The organism is Pseudomonas sp. TUM25319 (assembly GCF_056388475.1).
Genome location: NZ_CM150751.1, coordinates 6,129,064 through 6,151,118 on the forward strand (window position 1 = coordinate 6,129,064; position 22,055 = coordinate 6,151,118).

Below are 22,055 nucleotides of genomic sequence, written 5' to 3' on the forward strand. Positions count from 1 at the left end.
AAAACCGCCTAACCCCTTGTTTTACGGGGCTTCGCAAAAGTTGGCACGGCACCTGCTATATGTTCGGTACAAGAACAATAACAAGCACTGCAAAACACAATAAAAATAAGACGAATCGGCTCACGCACAATAAGAACAAGACGGCGGAGGCGCAGCTAACTGATTCTTTTGGAGAGGAGTTGTGTTTGGGGCTTGCCCCACAACCAGGCAGAGAACAACAAAAACTGCACTCAAGCAGAGCCTGAACTGGTTGGATCGGAAGATCATCGCAACGTCAGCGACCAAAGCAATCCGTTTGCTCTTGTACTCCCGGTTAGGGAGACAGTCCACAAGCCTTGCGGTTTTTGTGGATAGGGCACTCAACAAAAACAAGAAGCCCGACAATAAAACAATAAGAGCACGCAACTACTTCTTGGGGAGCTTCGGCTCCCCTTGTAGTTTCTCCCGCCCCGGCACGCGTCCCTCATCCCGATTTTTCGGGTGCCTACACCCTTTTCCGACTAAATGCTAGAATCCCCGCCCATCATGCGGCCATTCTTCGTTTCTGGCCGAAAATTCCTTCAAACAGTGCATCCCATGCTGAAGAAGCTGTTCCAGTCTTTCCGTCCCCCGGCGCGTGTCCAGCACCACATCCGTACCACGCCCGAGGTGATCAACCATTCCCAGCACTCGCTGCAGCGCCACCAGTTCAGCCGCCACGCGGTGAACATCGTCGAGCGCCTGCAGCAGGCGGGCTACCAGGCCTACCTGGTGGGTGGCTGCGTCCGCGACATGCTGCTGGGCATCACGCCCAAGGACTTCGACGTCGCCACCAGCGCCACCCCCGAACAAGTGCGTGCGGAGTTCCGCAACGCGCGAGTCATCGGCCGCCGCTTCAAGCTGGTCCATGTCCATTTCGGCCGCGAGATCATCGAGGTCGCCACCTTCCGCGCCAACCACCCGGTGGACGAGGAAGAGAACACTCACCAGTCTTCCCGCAACGAAAGCGGACGAATCCTGCGTGACAACGTCTACGGCACCCTCGAAGAAGATGCCCAGCGCCGCGATTTCACCATCAACGCCCTGTACTACGACCCGGTCAGCGAGCGGATCCTCGACTACGCCAATGGCGTTCACGACATCCGCAACCGCCTGATCCGCCTGATCGGCGATCCGACCCAGCGCTACCAGGAAGACCCGGTGCGCATGCTGCGGGCGGTGCGTTTCGCCGCCAAGCTCAACTTCGGTATCGAGAAACACACCGTTGCGCCGATTCGCGAGCTGGCGCCGATGCTGCGGGAAATTCCGGCGGCGCGCCTGTTCGAGGAATCGCTGAAGCTGTTCCTGTCCGGCAATGCAGCGGATACCTTCGAGATGCTGGTCGACCTGCAGCTGTTCGACCCGCTGTTCCCGGCCAGCGCCCATGCCCTGGAAGAGAACCCGACCTACACCCATACGCTGATCAGCCAGGCGTTGATCAACACCGACCTGCGGGTGAAACAGGGCAAACCGGTAACCCCGGCCTTCCTGTTCGCTGCAATGCTCTGGCCGGCCTTGCCGGGCCGTGCCCTGTACCTGCAGAGCCGTGGCATGCCGCCTATCCCGGCGATGAACGAGGCTGCCCACGAACTGATTTCCGAGCAATGCCAACGCATCGCCATTCCGAAGCGCTTCACCCTGCCGATCCGAGAAATCTGGGACATGCAGGAGCGCCTGCCTCGCCGCAGCGGCAAACGTGCCGGCCTGCTGCTGGACAACCCGCGCTTCCGCGCCGGCTACGATTTCCTGCTGCTGCGCGAAAGCGCGGGCGAGGAAACCGACGATCTCGGCCAATGGTGGACGGACTACCAGGAATGCAACGAAAGCGAGCGGCGCGAGATGATTCGCGAACTCAGCGGCCGTGACGAGAGCAGCGGTGCCGGCCCGCGCAAGCGCAAGCGCAGCCCGGGCAAACGCAGAAGGGCCGATGGCGGCGCAGACGAATGATGGGCAGGCGGCGCGTCTACATCGGTCTGGGCAGCAATCTGGCCAACCCGCAACAGCAGCTGTGCAGTGCGCTCGAGGCGCTGGCACAGTTGCCGGAAACCGCTGTCGCCAGCGTTTCGTCGTTCTACGCCAGCGACTCCCTGTCTCCCGGCCAGCCTCGCTATACCAATGCCGTGGCCGCGCTGGATACCCGGCTCGAGCCTATCCCGCTGCTCGATGCCCTGCAGGCCATCGAAGCCGGACAGGGCCGCGAACGCAAGGAACGCTGGGGCCCACGCACGCTGGACCTGGACATCCTGCTCTATGCCGACCAGGTCATCGACCAACCGCGCCTGAAAGTCCCTCACTACCATATGCACGCGCGTCCGTTCGTGCTCTATCCGTTGGCAGAGCTGGTCCCCGAAGACTTCCGCCTCGCAGACCAGCGCCCGCTCTCGCAATTACTGGCAGATTGCCCGTTCGTCGGCCTGGAACGCCTGTAATCGGGCGTTCCCCCAAGGGGTAACGCCCGTAACAGCGTCGACGTAACAATGCGGTAACACGGTAATTGACTTCCCCCCGCTCGCTCACGACTATAGGCGTCCCGTGGCACCCCCGTGCCATGAACAAGGCGTAAATAGGCCTGGAACAGATAAACCCAAACACCACGATCGATGATGTGCTGTTCCGCAAGATGAATACATGCGTTGTACGCAGTGGTTTTTCACAGCGCCTGAACGAGGATTGCTTTTCATGCCAGACGTAACCCTGACCACTCTCCAGGCCCTCAAGGCCAAGGGTGAGAAAATCGCCATGCTGACCTGCTACGACGCGACCTTCGCCCAGGCCGCGAACCGGGCCGGAGTGGAGATCCTGCTGGTAGGCGACTCCCTGGGCATGGTCCTGCAGGGCCATGACAGCACCTTGCCGGTGACCAATGCCGAAATGGCCTACCACGTCGCCAGCGTCAAGCGCGGAAACGAAGGCGCGCTGATCCTGGCCGACCTGCCCTTCATGGCCTATGCCACGCCCAAGCAGGCATTCGCCAATTGCGCCGAGCTGATGCAGGCAGGCGCGCACATGGTCAAGCTCGAAGGTGCCGCCTGGCTGGGCGAAACCATCCGCCTCCTGGCCGAACGTGGCGTACCGGTATGTGCCCACCTTGGCCTGACCCCGCAAGCCGTCAACATTCTCGGCGGCTACAAGGTTCAGGGTCGCCAGGAAAACCAGGCCCGGCAGATGCGCGCCGACGCCATCGCTCTGGAACAGGCTGGCGCTGCCATGCTCCTGCTCGAATGCGTGCCGAGCGAACTGGCCGCCGAGATCACCCAGGCGGTGAGCATTCCGGTGATCGGCATTGGCGCAGGCAGCGCCACCGATGGCCAGGTACTGGTGATGCACGACATGCTCGGCTTGTCACTCAGCGGCCGCTCGCCGAAGTTCGTGAAGAACTTCATGGCCGGCCAGCCGGACATCCAGAGCGCCTTCCAGGCCTACGTACAAGCCGTCAAGGACGTCAGCTTCCCAGGCATCGAACATGGGTTCAGCGCATGAATACCGTCAAGACCGTCCGTGAACTGCGCGCTGCCGTCGCCCGTGCCCGCAATGAAGGCAAGCGCATCGGCTTCGTGCCAACCATGGGCAACCTGCACAGCGGCCATGCCGCCCTGGTGACCAAGGCCGCCCAGCGCGCCGATTTCGTGGTCGCCAGCATCTTCGTCAACCCGTTGCAGTTCGGCCCCAGCGAAGACCTCGACAGCTATCCGCGCACCCTCGCCGCCGACCAGGAAAAGCTTCTCGAAGCCGGCTGCCACTTGCTGTTCGCGCCCACCGTCGAAGAGATCTACCCCGACGGCATGGGCGTGCAGACCCGGGTCAGCGTCCCGCACCTGTCCGAAGGCCTGTGTGGTGCCAGCCGCCCCGGCCACTTCGAAGGCGTAGCGACGGTGGTCAGCAAGCTGTTCAACATGGTCCAGCCGGACCTGGCCGTGTTCGGCCAGAAGGACTTCCAGCAACTGGCGGTGATCCGCGCGCTGGTTCGTGACCTGAACATGCCGATCCAGATCATCGGCGAACCCACCGTACGCGCCGAAGACGGCCTGGCGTTGTCGTCGCGCAACGGTTATCTGACCGACGAGCAACGGGCCACCGCGCCAGTGGTGTATCGCACACTGGGCCAGATGGCCGAGGCAATCCGCCAGGGCGATCGCGACTTCTGCACACTCATCACCCAGGGTCGAGAGGCGCTGGCCGCGGCCGGGCTCAAACCCGACTATCTGGAAGTACGCCAGGCCCTGAGCCTGCTCCCGGCGACCAGAGAAGACCGTGACCTGGTCATCCTGGTGGCGGCATTTCTTGGCAAGACCCGCCTGATCGACAACCTGCACCTGAATCTGGACGCCAGCTAAGCTGCATTTGTCTGGCCACGCCATCCGGCACTCTCTGGCTGACATATCTCATGGCTTTTACCGGCCCGCCGCGAAATAATCCGCGTCGGGCCGGTAACGCTTTGCCGCTACCCGTGTCCAAAGGCAGTTCACGCAATCAAGGAACCCTGCAGCGATGGCGTATTACCGTACTCCTCATGATGTCACCGCCCTGCCAGCCTGGCAGGCACTCCAGCAACACCGCGAAGCCATGCAGGATTTCAGCATGCGCGAGGCATTCAATGCCGACCCGCAACGCTTCCACCAATTCTCTCTGAGCAGTTGCGGCCTGTTTCTCGACTACTCGAAAAACCTGATCACCGCCGAGACCCGCGACAAGCTCGTCGGCCTGGCCAATGAAGTCGGCCTGAAAGAGGCCATCCAGGCACTGTTCGCCGGCGAGATCCTGAACGCCTCCGAAGGTCGTCCGGCGCTGCACACTGCCCTGCGCCGCCCGGTCGGCGACAAGCTGAGCGTCAATGGCGTCAACGTGATGCCTGAGGTGCACAAGGTGCTCAACCAGGTCACTGAACTGGTCGGCAAGATCCACGACGGCCTGTGGCGCGGCTACAGCGAGAAACCGATCACCGACGTGGTGAACATCGGCATCGGCGGCTCCTTCCTCGGCCCCGAACTGGTTTCCGAGGCGCTTCTGCCCTACGCCCAGCGTGGCGTGCGCTGCCATTATCTGGCGAACATCGACGGCAGCGAATTCCATGAACTGTCGGCCAAGCTGCGCGCCGAAACCACGCTGTTCATCGTATCGTCGAAGTCCTTCAATACCCTGGAAACCCTGAAGAACGCCCAGGCCGCCCGTGCCTGGTACCTGGCCCAAGGCGGCTCGGAAGCCGAGCTGTATCGCCATTTCATCGCGGTTTCCAGCAACAAGGCCGCGGCGGTGGCCTTCGGTATCCGTGAAGAGAACATCTTCCCGATGTGGGACTGGGTCGGCGGGCGCTACTCGCTGTGGTCGGCCATCGGCCTGCCGATTGCACTGGCCATCGGCACCGCCAACTTCAAGGAACTGCTCTCCGGTGCCTACACCATGGACCAGCATTTCCAGAACGCCTCCTTCGAACAGAACATGCCGGTCCTGCTGGCCTTGCTCGGCGTCTGGTACGGCAACTTCTGGGGCTCGCAAAGCCACGCGATCCTGCCGTACGACCATTACCTGCGCAACATCACCAAACACTTGCAGCAACTGGATATGGAGTCCAACGGCAAGCATGTGCGCCAGGACGGCACCCCGGTCAACCACGACACCGGCCCGGTGATCTGGGGCGGCGTCGGCTGCAACGGCCAGCACGCCTATCACCAGTTGCTGCACCAGGGCACCCAGTTGATTCCGGCGGACTTCATCGTTCCGGTGGTGAGCTTCAACCCGGTTGCCGACCATCATCAGTGGCTGTATGCCAACTGCCTGTCCCAGAGCCAGGCGCTGATGCTCGGCAAGACCCGCGCCGAAGCCGAGTCCGAGCTGCGCGAGAAAGGCATGGCCGAAGCCGATGTGCAGAAGCTGGCACCGCACAAGGTGATTCCGGGCAACCGCCCGAGCAACACGCTGGTAGTGGAGCGCATCAGCCCGCGGCGTCTCGGCGCGCTGGTGGCGATGTACGAGCACAAGGTGTTCGTGCAAAGCGTCATCTGGGGCATCAACGCGTTCGACCAATGGGGCGTGGAGCTGGGCAAGGAGCTCGGCAAGGGCGTCTACCAGCGCCTTACCGGCGGTATCGAAGAACCGGCTGAAGATGCCTCGACCCAGGGGCTGATCAACTACTTCCGCGGCCGTCATCGCGGCTGACCCCCGGTCGCTGCCCCCGAACATGGCCGGGGGCAGCGACTACACTGTCCTGACCCGGCCGCCTTCGCGCATCACGGTGAATCACCGCTCCCCCGCGCGGCGCAGGTGCCCCGCCGCAGATGAAGGCTACGCCGTCCCATAACAACAGGACAGGTCGTGCCCATGTTCGAGATCAGCACCTTCCCCAAAGCCGATGCCGTCAGCCGTGCCGCCGAAGTCAGCCAGGCCGACTACGAGCGCCTCTATCGCCAGTCGATCGAACAACCCGACGCCTTCTGGACCGAACAGGCCAGACGTCTGGACTGGATCAGCCCCTGGAGCGCGATCCAGGACTGTGACATCCGCACCGGCAAGGCCATCTGGTTCAAGGACGCGAAACTCAACGTCAGTTACAACTGCCTCGATCGTCATTTGGCAACCCGGGGCGACCAGCCAGCCTTCATCTGGGAAGGCGACGACCCTGCCCGCTCCACGACGCTCACCTACCGCCAGGCCCAGCAGCAGGTCTGCCGCCTGGCCAATGTACTCAAGCAGCGCGGCGTGAAAAAAGGTGACCGGGTGTGCATCTATATGCCGATGATCCCGGAGGCGGCCTTCGCGATGCTCGCCTGTACGCGCATTGGGGCCATTCACTCGGTGGTGTTCGGCGGCTTTTCCCCGGATGCCCTGCGCGACCGCATTCTCGACGCCGACTGCCGTACCGTCATCACGGCAGACGAAGGCGTGCGCGGTGGCAAGACCATCGCCCTCAAGCAGAACGTCGACAAGGCCCTGGCCAGTTGCCCGAACGTGAGCAGCGTGGTGGTGGTCCGCCGCACCGGCGGCAAGGTCGAGTGGAACGAGGGGCGCGACCTCTGGTACGAGGATGCCATCGCCCACGCCAGCGAAGACTGTCCGCCCGAGCCGATGGACGCCGAAGACCCGCTGTTCATCCTCTACACCTCCGGCAGTACCGGCAAACCCAAAGGCGTGCTGCACAGCACCGCTGGCTACCTGTTGCAGGCGGCCATGACCTTCAAGGTGGTATTCGACTACCGTGATGGCGAAGTCTTCTGGTGCAGCGCCGACGTCGGCTGGGTCACCGGCCACAGCTATATCGTCTACGGTCCTCTGGCCAATGGTGCCATCAGCCTGATGTTCGAAGGGGTCCCCAACTATCCGGATCCGTCGCGCTTCTGGCAGGTGGTGGACAAACACCAGGTCAACATCTTCTACACCGCCCCCACCGCCTTGCGTGCACTGATGCGCGAGGGCGACGGGCCGCTGAAGAGCACTTCGCGCAAAAGTCTGCGGCTGCTCGGCAGCGTCGGCGAACCGATCAACCCGGAAGCCTGGGAATGGTATTTCCACAAGGTCGGCGAAGAGCGCTGCCCCATCGTCGATACCTGGTGGCAGACCGAGACCGGCGGCATGATGCTGACACCGCTGGTCAGCGCCCGCCACATCAAGCCGGGCTGCGCCACCCGGCCAATGTTCGGCGTTCAGCCGGTGCTGCTGGACGAAAAGGGCAAGGTCATCGACGGTCCCGGCGCCGGCCTGCTGGCGATCAAGGCCAGTTGGCCGGCACAGATCCGCAGCGTGTATGGCGATCACCAGCGCATGATCGATACCTACTTCAAGCCGTTCCCCGGTTACTACTTCACCGGTGACGGTGCTCGCCGCGACGAACAGGGTGACCTGTGGATCACCGGACGTATCGACGACGTGATCAACGTCTCCGGACACCGCATCGGCACCGCCGAGGTGGAAAGCGCGCTGGTGCTGCATGACAGCATCGCCGAAGCGGCGGTGGTCGGTTATCCCCACGACCTCAAAGGCCAGGGCATCTACGCCTTTGTCACCCCCATGAACGGCGTGGAACCGGATGACACGCTGAAAAAGGAGCTGCTGGCCCTGGTCAGCAAAGAGATCGGCAGCTTCGCCAAACCCGAACTGATCCAGTGGGCGCCAGCGCTGCCCAAGACCCGTTCGGGCAAGATCATGCGACGGATCCTGCGCAAGATCGCCTGCAATGAACTGGACAATCTGGGCGATACCTCGACCCTGGCCGACCCCAGCGTGGTGCAGGGTTTGATCGATAAGCGGCTGAATACCTGATATACCGGCTGTTTCGGGGTCGCCTCGCGGCCCCTCATCCGACTCAAGGTATTCATGGAAGCCCTTCGCCGTCGTATCGAAACCCAGCTCATGAGTCTCACCGGCCTTGCCCTCGGCCAACTCGACCTGGAAAACCCCAAGGGTGACCCCGGCCTGTTCGGACCGCAAAGCATCTGTTGGCGGGTGCATGGCGACTTTCCCAGCATGCTGGTGGGTGGTATCAGTGCACTGATGCTGCAAGCCCTGCACCCGCTGGCGTTGTCGGGCGTGTGGGACCACTCCAATTTCCGCGAGGACATGCTTGGCCGCCTGCGCCGCACCAGTCAGTTTATCTCCGGCACCACCTTCGGCTCGAGCCGCGACGCCGAATGGCTGATCGAGCGGGTGAAGACCATCCACCTGCAAGTGGTTGGCACCGCACCCGACGGGCGTCCTTACGCAGCCAGCGATCCGGACCTGCTCACCTGGGTCCACGTCGCCGAAGTCCGCAGCTTTCTCACTGCCCACCTGCGCTACCGCAACCCACATTTGAGCGACGCCGCGCAGGACACCTACTACAACGAAATCGCCCTGATCGCCGAGCGCCTCGGCGCCCGCGACGTGCCGCGTTCTCGCCAGGAGGTCGCCGACTACCTGCGGCGCATGCGCCCGCAACTGGTCTGCGACGAGCGCAGCCGCGAGGTGGTGCGGGTACTGCTCGACGCACCGGCACCGAGCCGCCTGGCCAAGCCGGTGGGCAGCCTGATGATGCAGGCAGGCATCGGGCTGCTGCCGGACTGGGCTGCGGACCTGCTCGAACTCAGGCAAGCCCCGCTGAAACAGCGCCTGGTCGGGCTGGGGATCGGCAGCGTGGCGCCAGTGCTGCGCTGGGCGATGCGCAATGGCTCCGCGCATCGGGCGCGGCGGCGGATGGGGATCACCTGAACGCGGGCATCTATGCCACTATGACGGCCGATCGAAGCCACAGAAGCTTCAGCGTTCCCACGCCAAATCCAACAACAAAGAGGACCTGCGCATGCAAGATGTCGTAATCGTCGCCGCCACCCGGACTGCCGTGGGCAGCTTCCAGGGCTCGCTGGCCAACATTCCTGCCGTCGACCTGGGCGCCGCCGTGATCCGCCAGTTGCTCACCCAGACCGGCCTGGACGGCGAGCTGGTCGATGAGGTCATCCTTGGCCAGGTATTGACCGCGGGGGCCGGACAAAACCCCGCTCGCCAGGCCGCGATCAAGGCCGGCCTGCCCCACGCCGTCCCGGCCCTGACCCTGAACAAGGTCTGCGGCTCCGGCCTGAAGGCGCTGCACCTGGCCGCTCAGGCCATTCGCTGTGGTGACGCCGAGATCATCATTGCCGGCGGCCAGGAAAACATGAGCCTGTCCAACTATGTCATGCCGGGTGCCCGTACCGGCCTGCGGATGGGCCACGCCAGCCTGGTGGACACCATGATCAGCGACGGTCTGTGGGATGCCTTCAACGACTATCACATGGGCATCACCGCGGAAAACCTGGTGGACAAGTACGGCATCAGCCGTGAAGAACAGGACGCCTTCGCTGCGGCCTCCCAGCAGAAAGCGGCGGCCGCCATCGAGGCCCGGCGCTTCGTCGATGAAATCACCCCGATCCTGATCCCGCAGCGCAAGGGCGACCCGATCGCCTTCGCGACCGACGAGCAACCACGGGCCGGTACCACCGCCGACGCCCTCGCCAAGCTCAAGCCGGCGTTCAAGAAAGACGGCAGCGTCACTGCCGGTAACGCCTCGTCGCTCAACGACGGCGCCGCCGCCGTCATGCTGATGAGCGCCGCCAAGGCCCAGGAACTGGAGTTGCCGGTACTGGCGCGGATCAAGGCCTATGCCAACGCGGGCGTCGATCCGGCAATCATGGGCATCGGCCCGGTCAGCGCCACTCGCCGCTGCCTGGACAAGGCCGGCTGGACACTCGACCAGCTCGACCTGATCGAGGCCAACGAGGCCTTCGCGGCCCAGGCGCTGTCGGTGGGCAAGGAACTGGGCTGGGACGCCAGCAAAGTGAACGTCAACGGCGGCGCCATCGCCCTTGGCCACCCGATCGGTGCCTCGGGCTGCCGTGTGCTGGTCACGTTGCTGCACGAAATGATCAAGCGCGACGCGAAAAAGGGCCTGGCGACCCTGTGCATCGGCGGCGGTCAGGGCGTGGCCCTGGCAATCGAGCGCTGATCGACACGGGAGGGGCCGCACTGGCCCCTCCCCGGCCCCGACGGTAAACTGCACGCCCGCAACCAAGGCAACGTGCATGTCCTCCTTGAATCAGGCGCTGCGCGCCGCCCTCGACTCCCGCCAAGCCCTGCTCGCCGAGCTGCATGCCCACGGCACCGACTGCTACCGGCTGTTCCACGGCAGCCAGGAAGGCGCGCCCGGCCTCACCGCCGACCGTTACGGCCCGCAACTGATGGTGCAGAGCTTCCACCAGACGCTGGAACGCCACGCTCTGCTGGAACTGCACGCGACCGTCGAGCAGCACCTCGGACAATCCCTGCACCTGGTGTACAACGACCGCTCCCGGGGCAACAGCCGTGTCGATCGGCATGACGCGGTGTACCAAGCCACCGATGAAGCCCTGGCCGACACCGTTGGCCATGAATGGGGCCTGAACTACCGCGTACGCGGGCGCCACGCCGGCCAGGACCCGCTGCTCTTCCTCGACCTGCGCAACGCTCGCGGCTGGGTCAAGCAGCACAGCGCCGGCAAGCGCGTGCTGAACCTGTTCGCCTACACCTGTGGCGTCGGTCTGAGTGCCGCAGCGGGCGGCGCCAGCGAGGTCTGCAACCTGGACTTCGCCGAGGGCAACCTGGCCGTGGGCCGCGAGAACGGCGCGCTCAACCCGCAGCTCGCGACCATGGACTTCATCCAGTCCGATTACTTCCCGGCGATCCGCCAACTGGCCGGCCTGCCAATCAGCCAGCGCCGCGGCCAGAAACTGCCGTCCTACCCACGCTTGGAGCAAAGGCAGTTCGATCTGGTCTTCCTCGACCCTCCCGCCTGGGCCAAGAGCGCCTTCGGCACCGTCGACCTGTTGCGCGACTACCAGAGCCTGCTCAAGCCGGCCCTGCTGGCCACCGCTGAAGACGGGGTACTGATCTGCAATAACAACCTGGCCAAGGTCGACATGAACGACTGGCGCGAGCAGGTGCTGCGCTGCGCCGAGAAGGCCGGTCGCCCGGTACGGGAATGGCAGGTCATCACGCCAGCCACGGACTTCCCCTCGCAAGACGGCCGCCCACCGCTCAAAACCCTGGTACTGCACCTCTAGGCCGCTTGTGACGACGGTTGTCGGGTTTTCCCGGCGACCGCCGGAACTCGATTAACGTGCCATACTCTAAGCGTCCCGCTTCCAATGCAGATGCCGCACATGTCCAAAGGATTGACCCGCGCTTTCGGCGCCTTGCTGGCCGCCCTCGCCCTGTACAGCCTGCTCGGCTTCTTCATCCTTCCCGGCATCGGCCTTCGCGTCGCCAACCAGCAATTGGCCCAATATGCGACGGTCCCTGCACACCTGCAGCGCATCGAACTCAACCCGTTCAGCCTTGAACTCACCGTGTGGGGTCTGCAGATCGGCGAACCCGGCAAGGAGCAGGTCGGCTTCGAACGGCTCTACGCCAACCTGCAACTGGACAGCCTGTGGACGGGCGCACTGCACCTTGCCAGCGTCGAACTGGACAAACCCCGCACCGAACTGCTGTTCGCCAAGGACGGCGGGTTCAACCTGGCCCAGCTGTTCAAGCTGCCGCCCAGCGAGCCCAAGCCCGAAGAGCCTGCCGGCGAGACTTTTCCGCTGCGCATCGGCAGCATCCGCCTGAGCGAAGGTTACCTGCACTTTCTCGATGACCGCCCCAGCGAACCGATCGAGTTTCTTTACGACTCGATGAACCTGGAACTGAAGAACCTCAGCACCTTGCCCGACGACAACACCGACATGACCCTGGTCGCGGCCGGCCCGAACGGCGGCCATATCGACTGGAAAGGCACCTTCAGCCTGTCGCCGATCGCCTCCAAGGGCTCGCTGGTGGTCAGTGACGCGAAAATGAAAGCGTTCTGGCCCTATGTTCGCGACGCCGTACCGCTGGTGCTGGAAGACGGGACCTACAACCTCAAGGCCGACTACAGCTTCAGCCTCGGCGAGCAAACCGAACTGCTGCTGGAAAACGCCGCGCTCAGTGCCTCCTCTTTCGCCATCAAGGCACCGGACGGACGCCCGCTGGTACGTCTGGCCAAGCTGGACGTGAGCGAAACCTCCGTCGATCTGGCCAAGCAGTTGGTGACCGTTGGCAAGATCCGCAGCGAAAAGCTGGAAACCTGGGCCGCCCTGGAATCCGACGGACAACTGGACTGGCAGAAGCTTTTTGCCAGCCAGCCGCCCAAAGCCACTGAAAAGGAAAAAGCCGAGCCTGCCGCTGCCGAGCCGACCGCCAAAGAAAAAGCCGTGGAGGACAAGCCCTGGCAGGTACTGCTCAAGGATACTCAGGTACGCAACTACCTGGTCCACCTGGCCGATCGCAGCCAGAAGGAAGCGGTCACCCTCGATGTCGGGCCCCTGAACGCCGACCTGCAGAACTTCGACAGCCTGAACAAATCGCCCTTCACCCTGAAACTCGACAGCGGTGTCGGCAAGCAGGGCAAACTGCAGGCCGCGGGTGAAGTGAACCTGACGCCGGTCACCGCGAAGCTGAAAGTCAGCACCCAGGACATCGACCTGCGTATCGCCCAGGCCTACATCAGCCCGTTCATCCGCCTGGAATTGCGCAGCGGCATGCTGGGCAGTGATCTGAATGTGGACCTCAAGAGCACAGAACCCTTGGCCTTCACCGTCGCCGGCAAGGCGCGGGTGAACCAGTTGCACACCCTGGACACCATCAAGGACCGGGACTTCGTCAAATGGCAGCAACTGGATCTCGACGGCATCGAATACCGCCACGGCGATGCCCTGAGCATCGCCCGGGTGAACCTCATGCAGCCGTACGCGCGCTTCATGATCAACGAGGATCGCACCACCAACGTCGATGACCTGCTGATACCGCAGCCGGCCGGAGGCGGCACCAAGCCACAGGGCAAAGCTGCCGCCAGTAACGAGAAACCCCTGGGCATCCGCATCGGCCAGATCGATATCAACGATGGCTCGGCCAACTTCGCCGACTTCAGCCTGACGCCCAACTTCGCCACCGCCATCCAGCAGCTCAACGGCCAGATCGGCACCATCGACAACCGTCAGCCGAAGCCGGCCAAAGTGGACGTGAAAGGCAAGGTCGACCGCTATGCCCCGGTGATCATCAAGGGAGCCCTGAACCCGTTCAACCCGATGGCCAGCCTGGATATCGCCACCAGTTTCCGCCGGGTCGAGCTGACCACGCTCACGCCCTATTCCGGCAAGTTCGCGGGTTTCCGCATCCGCAAGGGCCGGTTGAATCTCGACTTGCACTATGTCATCACCAACGGCCAGCTCAAGGCCGAGAACAAGGTGGTGGTAGAGCAACTGCAACTGGGCGAGAAGGTCGACAGCCCGGACGCCGTGGATTTGCCGATCCGCCTGGCGGTGGCGCTGCTGAAGGACACCGACGGCAAGATTTCCATCGAGCTGCCCGTTTCCGGCGACCTCAACAACCCGCAGTTCAGTGTCATGCCGATTGTCTGGCAGACCTTGCGCAATCTGGTACTGCGCGCGGCCCAGGCGCCGTTCAAGTTCATCGGCGGCCTGATCGCCGGCGGCGGCGCGGAAGATCTCGGTAACGTCGCTTTCGCTCCCGGCTCCAGCGATCTCAGCGCCGATGCCCAGGGCGCGCTGGACAAACTGGCGGCCGCCTTGAAGGAACGCCCAGCCCTGCGCCTGGAAATCGAAGGCACCAGCGCACAGAGCAGCGATGGTCCCTTGATCGCGCAACAGCGACTGGAACGCGAATACCAGAGCACCTACTACAAGATGCTGCAACGTCGCGGCGACAAAGTCCCCGCGCAGGCGTCGATGCTGCAAGTACCGGAAGGCGACAAGCCGGCGATGCTGGAAGGCATCTACCGCGCCCGCCTGAAGCAGCAGCCACCGACCGAGTGGGAGCAACTGGACACCGAACAGCGCATCGGCAACATGCGCGATGCCGTGCTCAAGACCTGGGCGGAAAGTGCAGTGCTGCTGCGCCAGCTGGGCCAGGCGCGGGCGGGCAACATCAAGGATTATCTGGTGGACAAGGGCAAACTGGAGGACGAACGGGTGTACTTCGTCGATGCCAGCCTTGGCCAGGCCGAGCCCGATGGTCGGGTCATTTCCCCGCTGCATCTGGACGCGGAATAATCACTCTCCCCTGAAAAGATGAGCCCCGGCATCAGCCGGGGCTCGGGGCGCCCAAGTCCTTTTGGGCTGTCGCATGAACCGTCAGGATCAGCGAGCGGGACAAATCCTCAGTTGGTTTTCAGGCCATCAGCCGAAACGGCCTGAACGCCTTTGATTTTCTTGGCAATCGCTACCGCCATGTCTTTCTGCGACGAAGTGACTGCTACGTCGGAAGACAGCGACACTACGCCTTTATTGGTTTCGACTTTGATGTCGGTACCAGGAATGCCTTTCTCGGTTACCAGATCAGCTTTGACCTTGGTGGTGATCCAGGTATCGGAAGTGGCTTCCTTCGCTTTGGTCACTTCACCGGCCGCAAGCATCATTGGCGCCTGGGTGGACTGTTGAGCAAAGGCTACGTTGCCCAGGGTCAGGGTCAGGGCGGTAGCAGTGGCAGCAGCAATGGCGAACTTCTTCATACGAGACACTCCTGTTTTTCGAGAAATCTGCCACCGAGGATCCTGGCGGCAGGTGTAACTCTGTTATTGCAGGCGGTGTGCCAACTTCCAGAACAAAATAAATCATTTAAAAACAATGACTTACATAAGTGAAATTTTCATGAGGTCGTGCAATTTGCAAGCTGTCGCCAATTCGCGCTTGCAAGATGCAAGTTGTCCCATCAATTCGCGCGCATAAAAAAAGGACCTCGAAAGGTCCTTTTCTGAAAGCCGGACTTAAACGCCCGAAGCCTTCGCTGCAGCAACGTCCTTGATGGACAGCTTGATACGGCCGCGGTTATCCACGTCCAGTACCAGCACTTCGACTTCCTGACCTTCTTTCAGGATGTCGGTCACTTTCTCGACGCGGGAATCGCTCAGCATCGAGATGTGCACCAGGCCATCCTTGCCAGGCAGGATGTTGACGAAGGCGCCGAAGTCGACGATGCGCTCAACCTTGCCGACGTAGATCTTGCCGATCTCGGCCTCGGCGGTGATGCCCAGGACGCGCTGGCGAGCAGCCTCGGCAGCTTCCTTGGTTTCGCCGAAGATCTTGATCGAGCCGTCGTCTTCGATATCGATCGAAGCCTTGGTTTCTTCGCAGATGGCACGAATGGTCGCGCCGCCCTTGCCGATGACGTCGCGGATCTTGTCGGTGTCGATCTTCATCGCGATCATGGTCGGTGCGTTGGCCGACAGTTCGCTGCGGGACTGGGCAATGACCTGGTTCATCTGGCCGAGGATGTTCAGGCGCGCTTCCAGGGCCTGGCCCAGGGCGATTTCCATGATCTCTTCGGTGATGCCGTTGATCTTGATGTCCATCTGCAGCGCGGTAACACCTTTGGCGGTACCGGCAACCTTGAAGTCCATGTCGCCCAGGTGGTCTTCGTCACCGAGGATGTCAGTCAGGACCGCGAACTTCTCGCCTTCCTTGACCAGACCCATGGCGATACCGGCAACCGGAGCCTTCATTGGCACACCGGCATCCATCAGGGCCAGGGAAGCACCGCAGACCGAAGCCATGGAGCTGGAGCCGTTGGACTCGGTGATTTCCGATACGACGCGAACGGTGTACGGGAACTCGTCCGACGTCGGCAGCATGGCCTGGACAGCGCGACGGGCCAGACGGCCGTGACCGATTTCGCGACGGCCAGCGCCGCCCATGCGACCACACTCACCTACCGAGAACGGAGGGAAGTTGTAGTGCAGCATGAAGGCGTCTTTCTTCTCGCCTTCCAGGGTGTCCAGCAGCTGCGCATCGCGAGCGGTACCCAGGGTCGCGACGACCAGGGCCTGGGTCTCGCCACGGGTGAACAGGGACGAACCGTGGGTTTTCGGCAGCACGCCCACTTCGATGTTCAGCGGGCGAACGGTCTTGTTGTCGCGACCGTCGATACGCGGCTTGCCGTTCACGATGTTTTCGCGAACGGTGCGGTATTCGATTTCGCCGAAGATTTCTTTGACTTCACCAGCCGATGGCTGGCCTTCTTCGCCGGAGAACTTGGCGATGGCCTGGTCACGCAGTTCACCAAGGCGCGCGTAGCGGTCAGCCTTGACAGTGATGGTGTAGGCCTGGGAAACGGCTTCGCCCAGTTCGGCGCGGATAGCGTTGAGCAGGTCGCTGTTGGCGGCTTCGGCTTTCCAGTCCCAGGTCGGCTTGGCAGCTTCGGCGGCGAATTCCTTGACGGCCTGGATGACAGCCTGGAATTCGTCGTGGGCGAACAGAACGGCGCCCAGCATCTGGTCTTCGGTCAGTTCCTTGGCTTCGGATTCAACCATCAGAACGGCGTCGGAAGTACCGGCAACCACCATGTCCAGGCTGGAAGCAGCCAGTTGCTCGTAAGTCGGGTTCAACAGGTAGCCGGTGCTTTCGTGGAAAGCAACGCGCGCAGCACCGATCGGGCCTTCGAACGGAATGCCGGAAACAGCCAAGGCTGCCGAGGTACCGATCATGGCGGCGATGTCCGGATCGGTCTTCTTGCTGGTGGAGACGACGGTGCAGACAACCTGCACTTCGTTCATGAAGCCTTCAGGGAACAGCGGACGGATCGGACGGTCGATCAGGCGCGAGGTCAGGGTTTCCTTCTCGGAAGGACGGCCTTCACGCTTGAAGAAGCCACCCGGGATCTTGCCGGCAGCGTAAGTTTTTTCCTGGTAGTGCACGGACAGAGGGAAGAAGCCCTTGCTCGGGTCTGCCTGCTTGGCACCTACCACGGTCACCAGTACGGTGACGTCATTGTCGACGGTGACCAGAACGGCACCGGACGCCTGACGGGCGATACGGCCCGTCTCGAGGGTTACGGTCGATTGACCGAACTGGAATTTCTTGATTACCGGGTTCACGGTTTCCTACCTTCTTCAGTTGCTCTTGGGGGGAACTGGTTTCTTGCGAATTCTTGGGCAGAACGGGGAATCGGCCCCATTGACCGTCCAGATAAAACTAGAGGTTGGGAGCCTGCCCTGCCCCTGCGGAAAACCGCAGGGACGCGACAGCCAACCAACCTCATAGATACGCGCGGCGTGCTCATCAGCCGCGGAGCGATAGCCCCCGGCTGAAGACCACAGCACGACGCGCACACCACGGTCGGGCCGCTATTAGCGACGCAGACCCAGACGACCGATCAGGGCGCTGTAACGGGTGGTGTCTTTACCTTTCAGGTAGTCCAGCAGCTTGCGGCGCTGGTTTACCATGCGGATCAGACCACGACGGGAGTGGTGGTCCTTGCCGTTGGCCTTGAAGTGGCCTTGCAGCTTGTTGATGTTGGCGGTCAGCAGAGCAACCTGCACTTCCGGGCTACCGGTATCGCCGGCGGCTTGCTGGTAATCGGCAACGATCTGAGCTTTTTCTTCAACGCTGAGTGCCATCTGGCTATCTCCAAATCAAGGGAAACCAAAGGTTTCCAATAGGCCAGGGACTGCTCCCTGTATTCATAAAATGAGGCGTGACCGCGCCTATTGACAGCCACCCTCTTGACCAACGATGCCAGGCACAGGCCTGGCACTGAAGGTTTCGGTCATTCCGACCGAATCAGTCGACGCGGCGCAATGCGCCCGTCTTCGCTCACTTCACCGATCCCGATGAAGCGGCCATTGTGATCCTGTACGCGGACCATGCCGAATTTCGGCGCGTCCGGCGAACGTACCGGCTGACCATGCAGCCAGTAGAACGAACTGTGCTCGGAAAACTGCAACAGCGGCCAATCCTGCAGACCGCTGTCCGATGGCATCAGGAAGCGATCGAGTGCTTCGTTGCCGCCTTCGGCATGAGCCTGCTCGAGTTCTTCGAGAGTCACCGTCTGGGCCAGCTCGAACGGGCCGGCGTGGGTCCGACGCAACTCGGCGACGTAAGCGCCACATCCCAGGACCTCACCCAGATCCTCGACGAGGGTACGGATGTAGGTGCCCTTGCTGCAACCCACCGACAGGCGAACCCGGGTGCCTTCGCACTCCAGCAGCTCCAAGCGGGTAATAGTAACAGAACGCGGTTCACGCTCCACTACTTCCCCTGCACGAGCCAGCTTGTACAGAGGCTGGCCATCACGCTTGAGCGCCGAGTACATCGGCGGTATCTGACTGATTTCACCACGAAATTGTGGCAGAACCGCTTCGATGTCGGCGCGACCGACGGTCACGTCGCGAGTGCGAAGAATCTCGCCTTCGGCGTCACCGGTACTGCTGGTCTGCCCCAATTGCATGACCGTCTCGTAACCTTTGTCGGAATCGAGCAGGTACTGCGAGAACTTGGTCGCCTCGCCGAAGCACAGCGGCAGCACGCCACTGGCCAGCGGGTCGAGGCTACCGGTGTGTCCGGCTTTCTCGGCATTGAGCAACCAGCGTACTTTCTGCAGCGCGGCGTTGGAGGTGAAGCCAAGCGGCTTGTCGAGCAGGATGATCCCGCTGACGTTACGACGGATACGTTTGACCTGAGCCACCCATTACTCCTTGCTGTCCGGAGCGTCAGCGCTCTGGTGCAGGCTGTCTTCTGCGACGGCACGCTCGATCAGCGCCGAGAGGTGGGCACCGCGGCTGACGCTTTCGTCGTAATGGAAGTGCAACTGCGGCACGCTGCGCAGCTTCATCTCGCGACCGAGCTGCATGCGCAGGAAACCGGCGGCAGCATTGAGCACTTTCAGGCTTTGCTGGATTGCATCGTCACCTTCCTGGCCCATGACGGTGATGAACACCTTGGCATGGCCGACGTCACGACTGACATCCACGGCGGTGATGGTGACCAGGCCGACGCGCGGGTCTTTGACTTCACGGCGGATCAGTTGCGCGAGCTCGCGCTGCATCTGGTCGCCGATGCGTTGGGTACGGCTATATTCTTTTGCCATGTCTTGTTACCTGTAACTAAAGCGGCAAACGCCCGGCCAGGCTTTGAGCCTGACCGGGCGTTGCGTTCAGAGCATCCAGCGGAGCGTTGCAGCTACCGGCCTGGCGCTTCCAAGCTCGCGCATCAGAGCGTACGAGCCACCTGGACTTTCTCGAAGACTTCGATCTTGTCGCCGATCTTGACGTCGTTGTAGCTCTTCACGCCAATACCGCACTCCATGCCGGCACGGACTTCGGAGGCGTCGTCCTTGAAGCGACGCAGCGACTCCAGTTCGCCTTCGAAGATCACCACGTCTTCGCGCAGTACGCGGATCGGGCGGTTACGGTAGACCGTACCTTCCACGACCATGCAGCCGGCGATGGCGCCGAACTTCGGCGAGCGGAATACGTCACGCACTTCGGCGATACCCAGGATGTTCTCGCGAACATCGCTGCCGAGCATACCGGTCAGGGCTTTCTTGACGTCTTCGATGATGTCGTAGATCACGTTGTAGTAACGCATATCCAGACCTTCCTGCTCGACGATCTTGCGCGCGCCGGCATCGGCACGCACGTTGAAGCCGAACAGAACCGCGTTCGAAGCCAGCGCCAGGTTGGCGTCGCTCTCGGTGATACCACCGACACCGCCGGCGACCACACGAACCTGTACTTCGTCGTTGCCCAGGCCACCGAGGGAGCCTTGCAGAGCCTCGAGAGAACCACGAACGTCGGCCTTGAGGACGATGTTGAGGGTCTTCTTCTCTTCCTGGCCCATGCTTTCGAAGATGTTTTCCAGCTTGCCAGCGTGGGCGCGGGCCAGTTTGACCTCGCGGAACTTGCCTTGACGGAACAGGGCAACTTCACGGGCCTTCTTCTCGTCAGCCACAACGCTCAGCTCATCGCCAGCATCCGGAGTGCCGTCCAGGCCGAGGATCTCGACCGGGATAGCCGGGCCGGCTTCCTTCACAGGCTTGCCGTTCTCGTCGAGCATGGCGCGAACGCGACCGTAGTTCGAACCGCAGAGGACCATGTCGCCCTGACGCAGGGTACCGTCCTGAACCAGCACGGTTGCCACCGGACCACGGCCCTTGTCCAGACGCGACTCGACCACGACACCGCGACCAGGAGCAGTCGGCACGGCGGTGAGTTCGAGGATCTCGGCCTGCAGCAGGACAGCTTCGAGCAGTTCGTCTACGCCGGTACCCATCTTCGCCGAAACCTTGACGAATGGAGTGTCGCCACCCCAATCCTCGGAGGTCACGCCGTGGACGGCCAGTTCGTTGCGAATGCGGTCCAGGTCTGCACCCGGCTTGTCGATCTTGTTCACCGCCACGACCAGAGGCACGCCAGCGGCCTGAGCGTGCTGAACGGCTTCAACGGTCTGCGGCATCACGCCGTCGTCCGCTGCAACCACCAGGATCACGATGTCGGTAGCCTTGGCACCACGGGCACGCATTGCGGTAAACGCGGCGTGACCCGGGGTATCGAGGAAGGTCACCATGCCACGCTCGGTTTCCACGTGGTAGGCACCGATATGCTGGGTGATGCCACCGGCCTCGCCAGCGGCGACCTTGGCACGACGGATGTAGTCGAGCAGCGAGGTCTTACCGTGGTCAACGTGACCCATGACGGTAACCACCGGTGCACGGGCAACGCTCTCACCTTCGAACTTCAGCGATTCGGCCAGGGAGTCTTCCAGGGCGGTGTCGCTGATCAGGGTCACCTTGTGGCCCAGCTCTTCGGCGACCAGTTGAGCGGTCTCCTGATCCAGTACCTGGTTGATGGTGACCGGAGTGCCCAGCTTGAACATGAACTTGACGACTTCAGCGGCCTTCACCGACATCTGTTGCGCCAGTTCGGAAACGGTGATGGTTTCGCCGATGGTCACGTCGCGAATGACTGGACCGGTCGGGTTCTGGAAACCATGGGCGTTACGCTTCTTCGGCTTGGCCTTGCCACGACCGCCACGACGGAAGCCATCGCTTTCTTCGTCGGTGGTACGTGGAGCGGCGCGAGGCGTCGGCGCTTTCTCTTTCTCTTTCACCTTGACCGAGACGCGTGGCGCTTCGTTACGACGCTCGCCACCGCGACGGTCTTCGTCACGGACACGATCATTGCGACGGTTTTCGTCTTTCTTGCGGTCGGCTACTGGAGCCGGGGCTGGAGCAGCAGCAGGCTCGACAGCCGCCGGAGCGGCGACCGGCTGAGCGACAGGTGCCGGGGCAGCCACGGCGGCCTGCTCGGTAGCGGCCTGACGACGCGCTTCCTCGTCGGCACGCTGGCGTGCTTCGGCTTCGGATTTTTCGCGTGCTGCATTTTCGGCGGCGCGGCGCTCTTCCAGCTCGCGCTTCTGCTCAGCCTGGATTTCTTCAGGGCTGCGCTGAACGAACACTTTTTTCTTGCGTACTTCTACGCTGATGCTTTTGCTGCCGGCAACACGCAGGGTGCTGGTGGTCTTGCGCTGCAAGGTAATCTTGCGCGGCTCTTCCGCCTTCGCCTTGTGGCTGCTTTTCAAATGGGTCAGCAGAGCCTGCTTCTCACTGTCGCTCACCATCTGACCGGCATCGGTGTGCGGCAGACCTGCCTCACGCATCTGCTGCAGCAGGCGCTCTACCGGTGCAGCGACCTCTTGGGCCAATTCTTTCACCGTGACTTGCGTCATGCACTTCTCTCCTCAGGCCAGCCT

At 62.4% G+C, this 22,055-nt stretch carries 16 protein-coding genes; 10 read left to right on the forward strand and 6 right to left on the reverse strand.

Features of this window, described 5'->3' with window-relative positions; genetic code table 11:
* Positions 1–576 precede the first annotated feature (576 nt).
* The 10 genes from AC05QJ_RS27665 to AC05QJ_RS27710 all read left to right on the forward strand — a co-directional run bounded on the left by AC05QJ_RS27665 (position 577) and on the right by AC05QJ_RS27710 (position 14,582).
* On the forward strand, positions 577–1,965 hold the full coding sequence (locus AC05QJ_RS27665; protein ID WP_476744390.1) for a polynucleotide adenylyltransferase PcnB: 1,389 nt from the start codon (positions 577–579) through the stop codon (positions 1,963–1,965).
* Positions 1,965–2,447 carry a 2-amino-4-hydroxy-6-hydroxymethyldihydropteridine diphosphokinase gene (gene folK / locus AC05QJ_RS27670; RefSeq protein WP_476748024.1) on the forward strand — a complete coding sequence of 161 codons (483 nt, stop codon included), beginning with the start codon at positions 1,965–1,967 and terminating at the stop codon, positions 2,445–2,447. The genes AC05QJ_RS27665 and folK overlap by 1 nt, the downstream gene beginning before the upstream one ends.
* A gap of 250 nt (positions 2,448–2,697) precedes the next feature.
* Positions 2,698–3,498, forward strand: a complete 801-nt coding sequence (gene panB / locus AC05QJ_RS27675) for a 3-methyl-2-oxobutanoate hydroxymethyltransferase (RefSeq protein ID WP_476744391.1) — start codon at positions 2,698–2,700, stop codon at positions 3,496–3,498.
* Complete coding sequence (gene panC / locus AC05QJ_RS27680) at positions 3,495–4,352, forward strand: pantoate--beta-alanine ligase (RefSeq protein WP_476744392.1); 858 nt, start codon at positions 3,495–3,497, stop codon at positions 4,350–4,352. The genes panB and panC overlap by 4 nt, the downstream gene beginning before the upstream one ends.
* A gap of 154 nt (positions 4,353–4,506) precedes the next feature.
* Positions 4,507–6,171, forward strand: coding sequence for a glucose-6-phosphate isomerase (gene pgi, locus AC05QJ_RS27685; RefSeq protein WP_476744393.1), 1,665 nt, complete (start codon positions 4,507–4,509; stop codon positions 6,169–6,171).
* 162 nt (positions 6,172–6,333) lie between these two features.
* A complete protein-coding gene (acs, locus tag AC05QJ_RS27690; protein ID WP_476744394.1) occupies positions 6,334–8,268 on the forward strand; it encodes an acetate--CoA ligase in 1,935 nt (644 codons plus the stop codon).
* Between the two features lie 54 nt (positions 8,269–8,322).
* Positions 8,323–9,192 carry an oxygenase MpaB family protein gene (locus AC05QJ_RS27695; RefSeq protein WP_476744395.1) on the forward strand — a complete coding sequence of 290 codons (870 nt, stop codon included), beginning with the start codon at positions 8,323–8,325 and terminating at the stop codon, positions 9,190–9,192.
* A 91-nt stretch (positions 9,193–9,283) separates the two neighbouring features.
* Complete coding sequence (locus AC05QJ_RS27700) at positions 9,284–10,462, forward strand: acetyl-CoA C-acetyltransferase (RefSeq protein ID WP_476744396.1); 1,179 nt, start codon at positions 9,284–9,286, stop codon at positions 10,460–10,462.
* Between the two features lie 76 nt (positions 10,463–10,538).
* Positions 10,539–11,555, forward strand: a complete 1,017-nt coding sequence (locus AC05QJ_RS27705) for a class I SAM-dependent rRNA methyltransferase (RefSeq protein ID WP_476744397.1) — start codon at positions 10,539–10,541, stop codon at positions 11,553–11,555.
* A gap of 99 nt (positions 11,556–11,654) precedes the next feature.
* Positions 11,655–14,582 carry a DUF748 domain-containing protein gene (locus AC05QJ_RS27710; RefSeq protein ID WP_476744398.1) on the forward strand — a complete coding sequence of 976 codons (2,928 nt, stop codon included), beginning with the start codon at positions 11,655–11,657 and terminating at the stop codon, positions 14,580–14,582.
* A 107-nt stretch (positions 14,583–14,689) separates the two neighbouring features.
* Here AC05QJ_RS27710 and AC05QJ_RS27715 read toward each other — a convergent pair whose 3' ends face one another.
* From AC05QJ_RS27715 to infB, 6 genes are all read right to left on the reverse strand, one after another.
* The gene (locus AC05QJ_RS27715; RefSeq protein ID WP_476744399.1) at positions 14,690–15,040 is read right to left on the reverse strand and encodes a BON domain-containing protein; all 351 of its coding nucleotides are present in this window, start codon (positions 15,038–15,040) and stop codon (positions 14,690–14,692) included.
* Between the two features lie 255 nt (positions 15,041–15,295).
* Positions 15,296–17,401 (reverse strand): polyribonucleotide nucleotidyltransferase, encoded by a 2,106-nt coding sequence (pnp, locus tag AC05QJ_RS27720; protein WP_476744400.1) that lies wholly within the window; start codon positions 17,399–17,401, stop codon positions 15,296–15,298.
* A 252-nt stretch (positions 17,402–17,653) separates the two neighbouring features.
* The gene (gene rpsO, locus AC05QJ_RS27725; protein WP_009404303.1) at positions 17,654–17,923 is read right to left on the reverse strand and encodes a 30S ribosomal protein S15; all 270 of its coding nucleotides are present in this window, start codon (positions 17,921–17,923) and stop codon (positions 17,654–17,656) included.
* A gap of 149 nt (positions 17,924–18,072) precedes the next feature.
* Positions 18,073–18,990 carry a tRNA pseudouridine(55) synthase TruB gene (truB, locus tag AC05QJ_RS27730; RefSeq protein ID WP_476744401.1) on the reverse strand — a complete coding sequence of 306 codons (918 nt, stop codon included), beginning with the start codon at positions 18,988–18,990 and terminating at the stop codon, positions 18,073–18,075.
* Between the two features lie 3 nt (positions 18,991–18,993).
* Positions 18,994–19,392, reverse strand: coding sequence for a 30S ribosome-binding factor RbfA (rbfA, locus tag AC05QJ_RS27735; RefSeq protein ID WP_476744402.1), 399 nt, complete (start codon positions 19,390–19,392; stop codon positions 18,994–18,996).
* Positions 19,393–19,514: 122 nt separating this feature from the next.
* Complete coding sequence (infB, locus tag AC05QJ_RS27740) at positions 19,515–22,031, reverse strand: translation initiation factor IF-2 (protein ID WP_476744403.1); 2,517 nt, start codon at positions 22,029–22,031, stop codon at positions 19,515–19,517.
* Positions 22,032–22,055 lie beyond the last annotated feature (24 nt).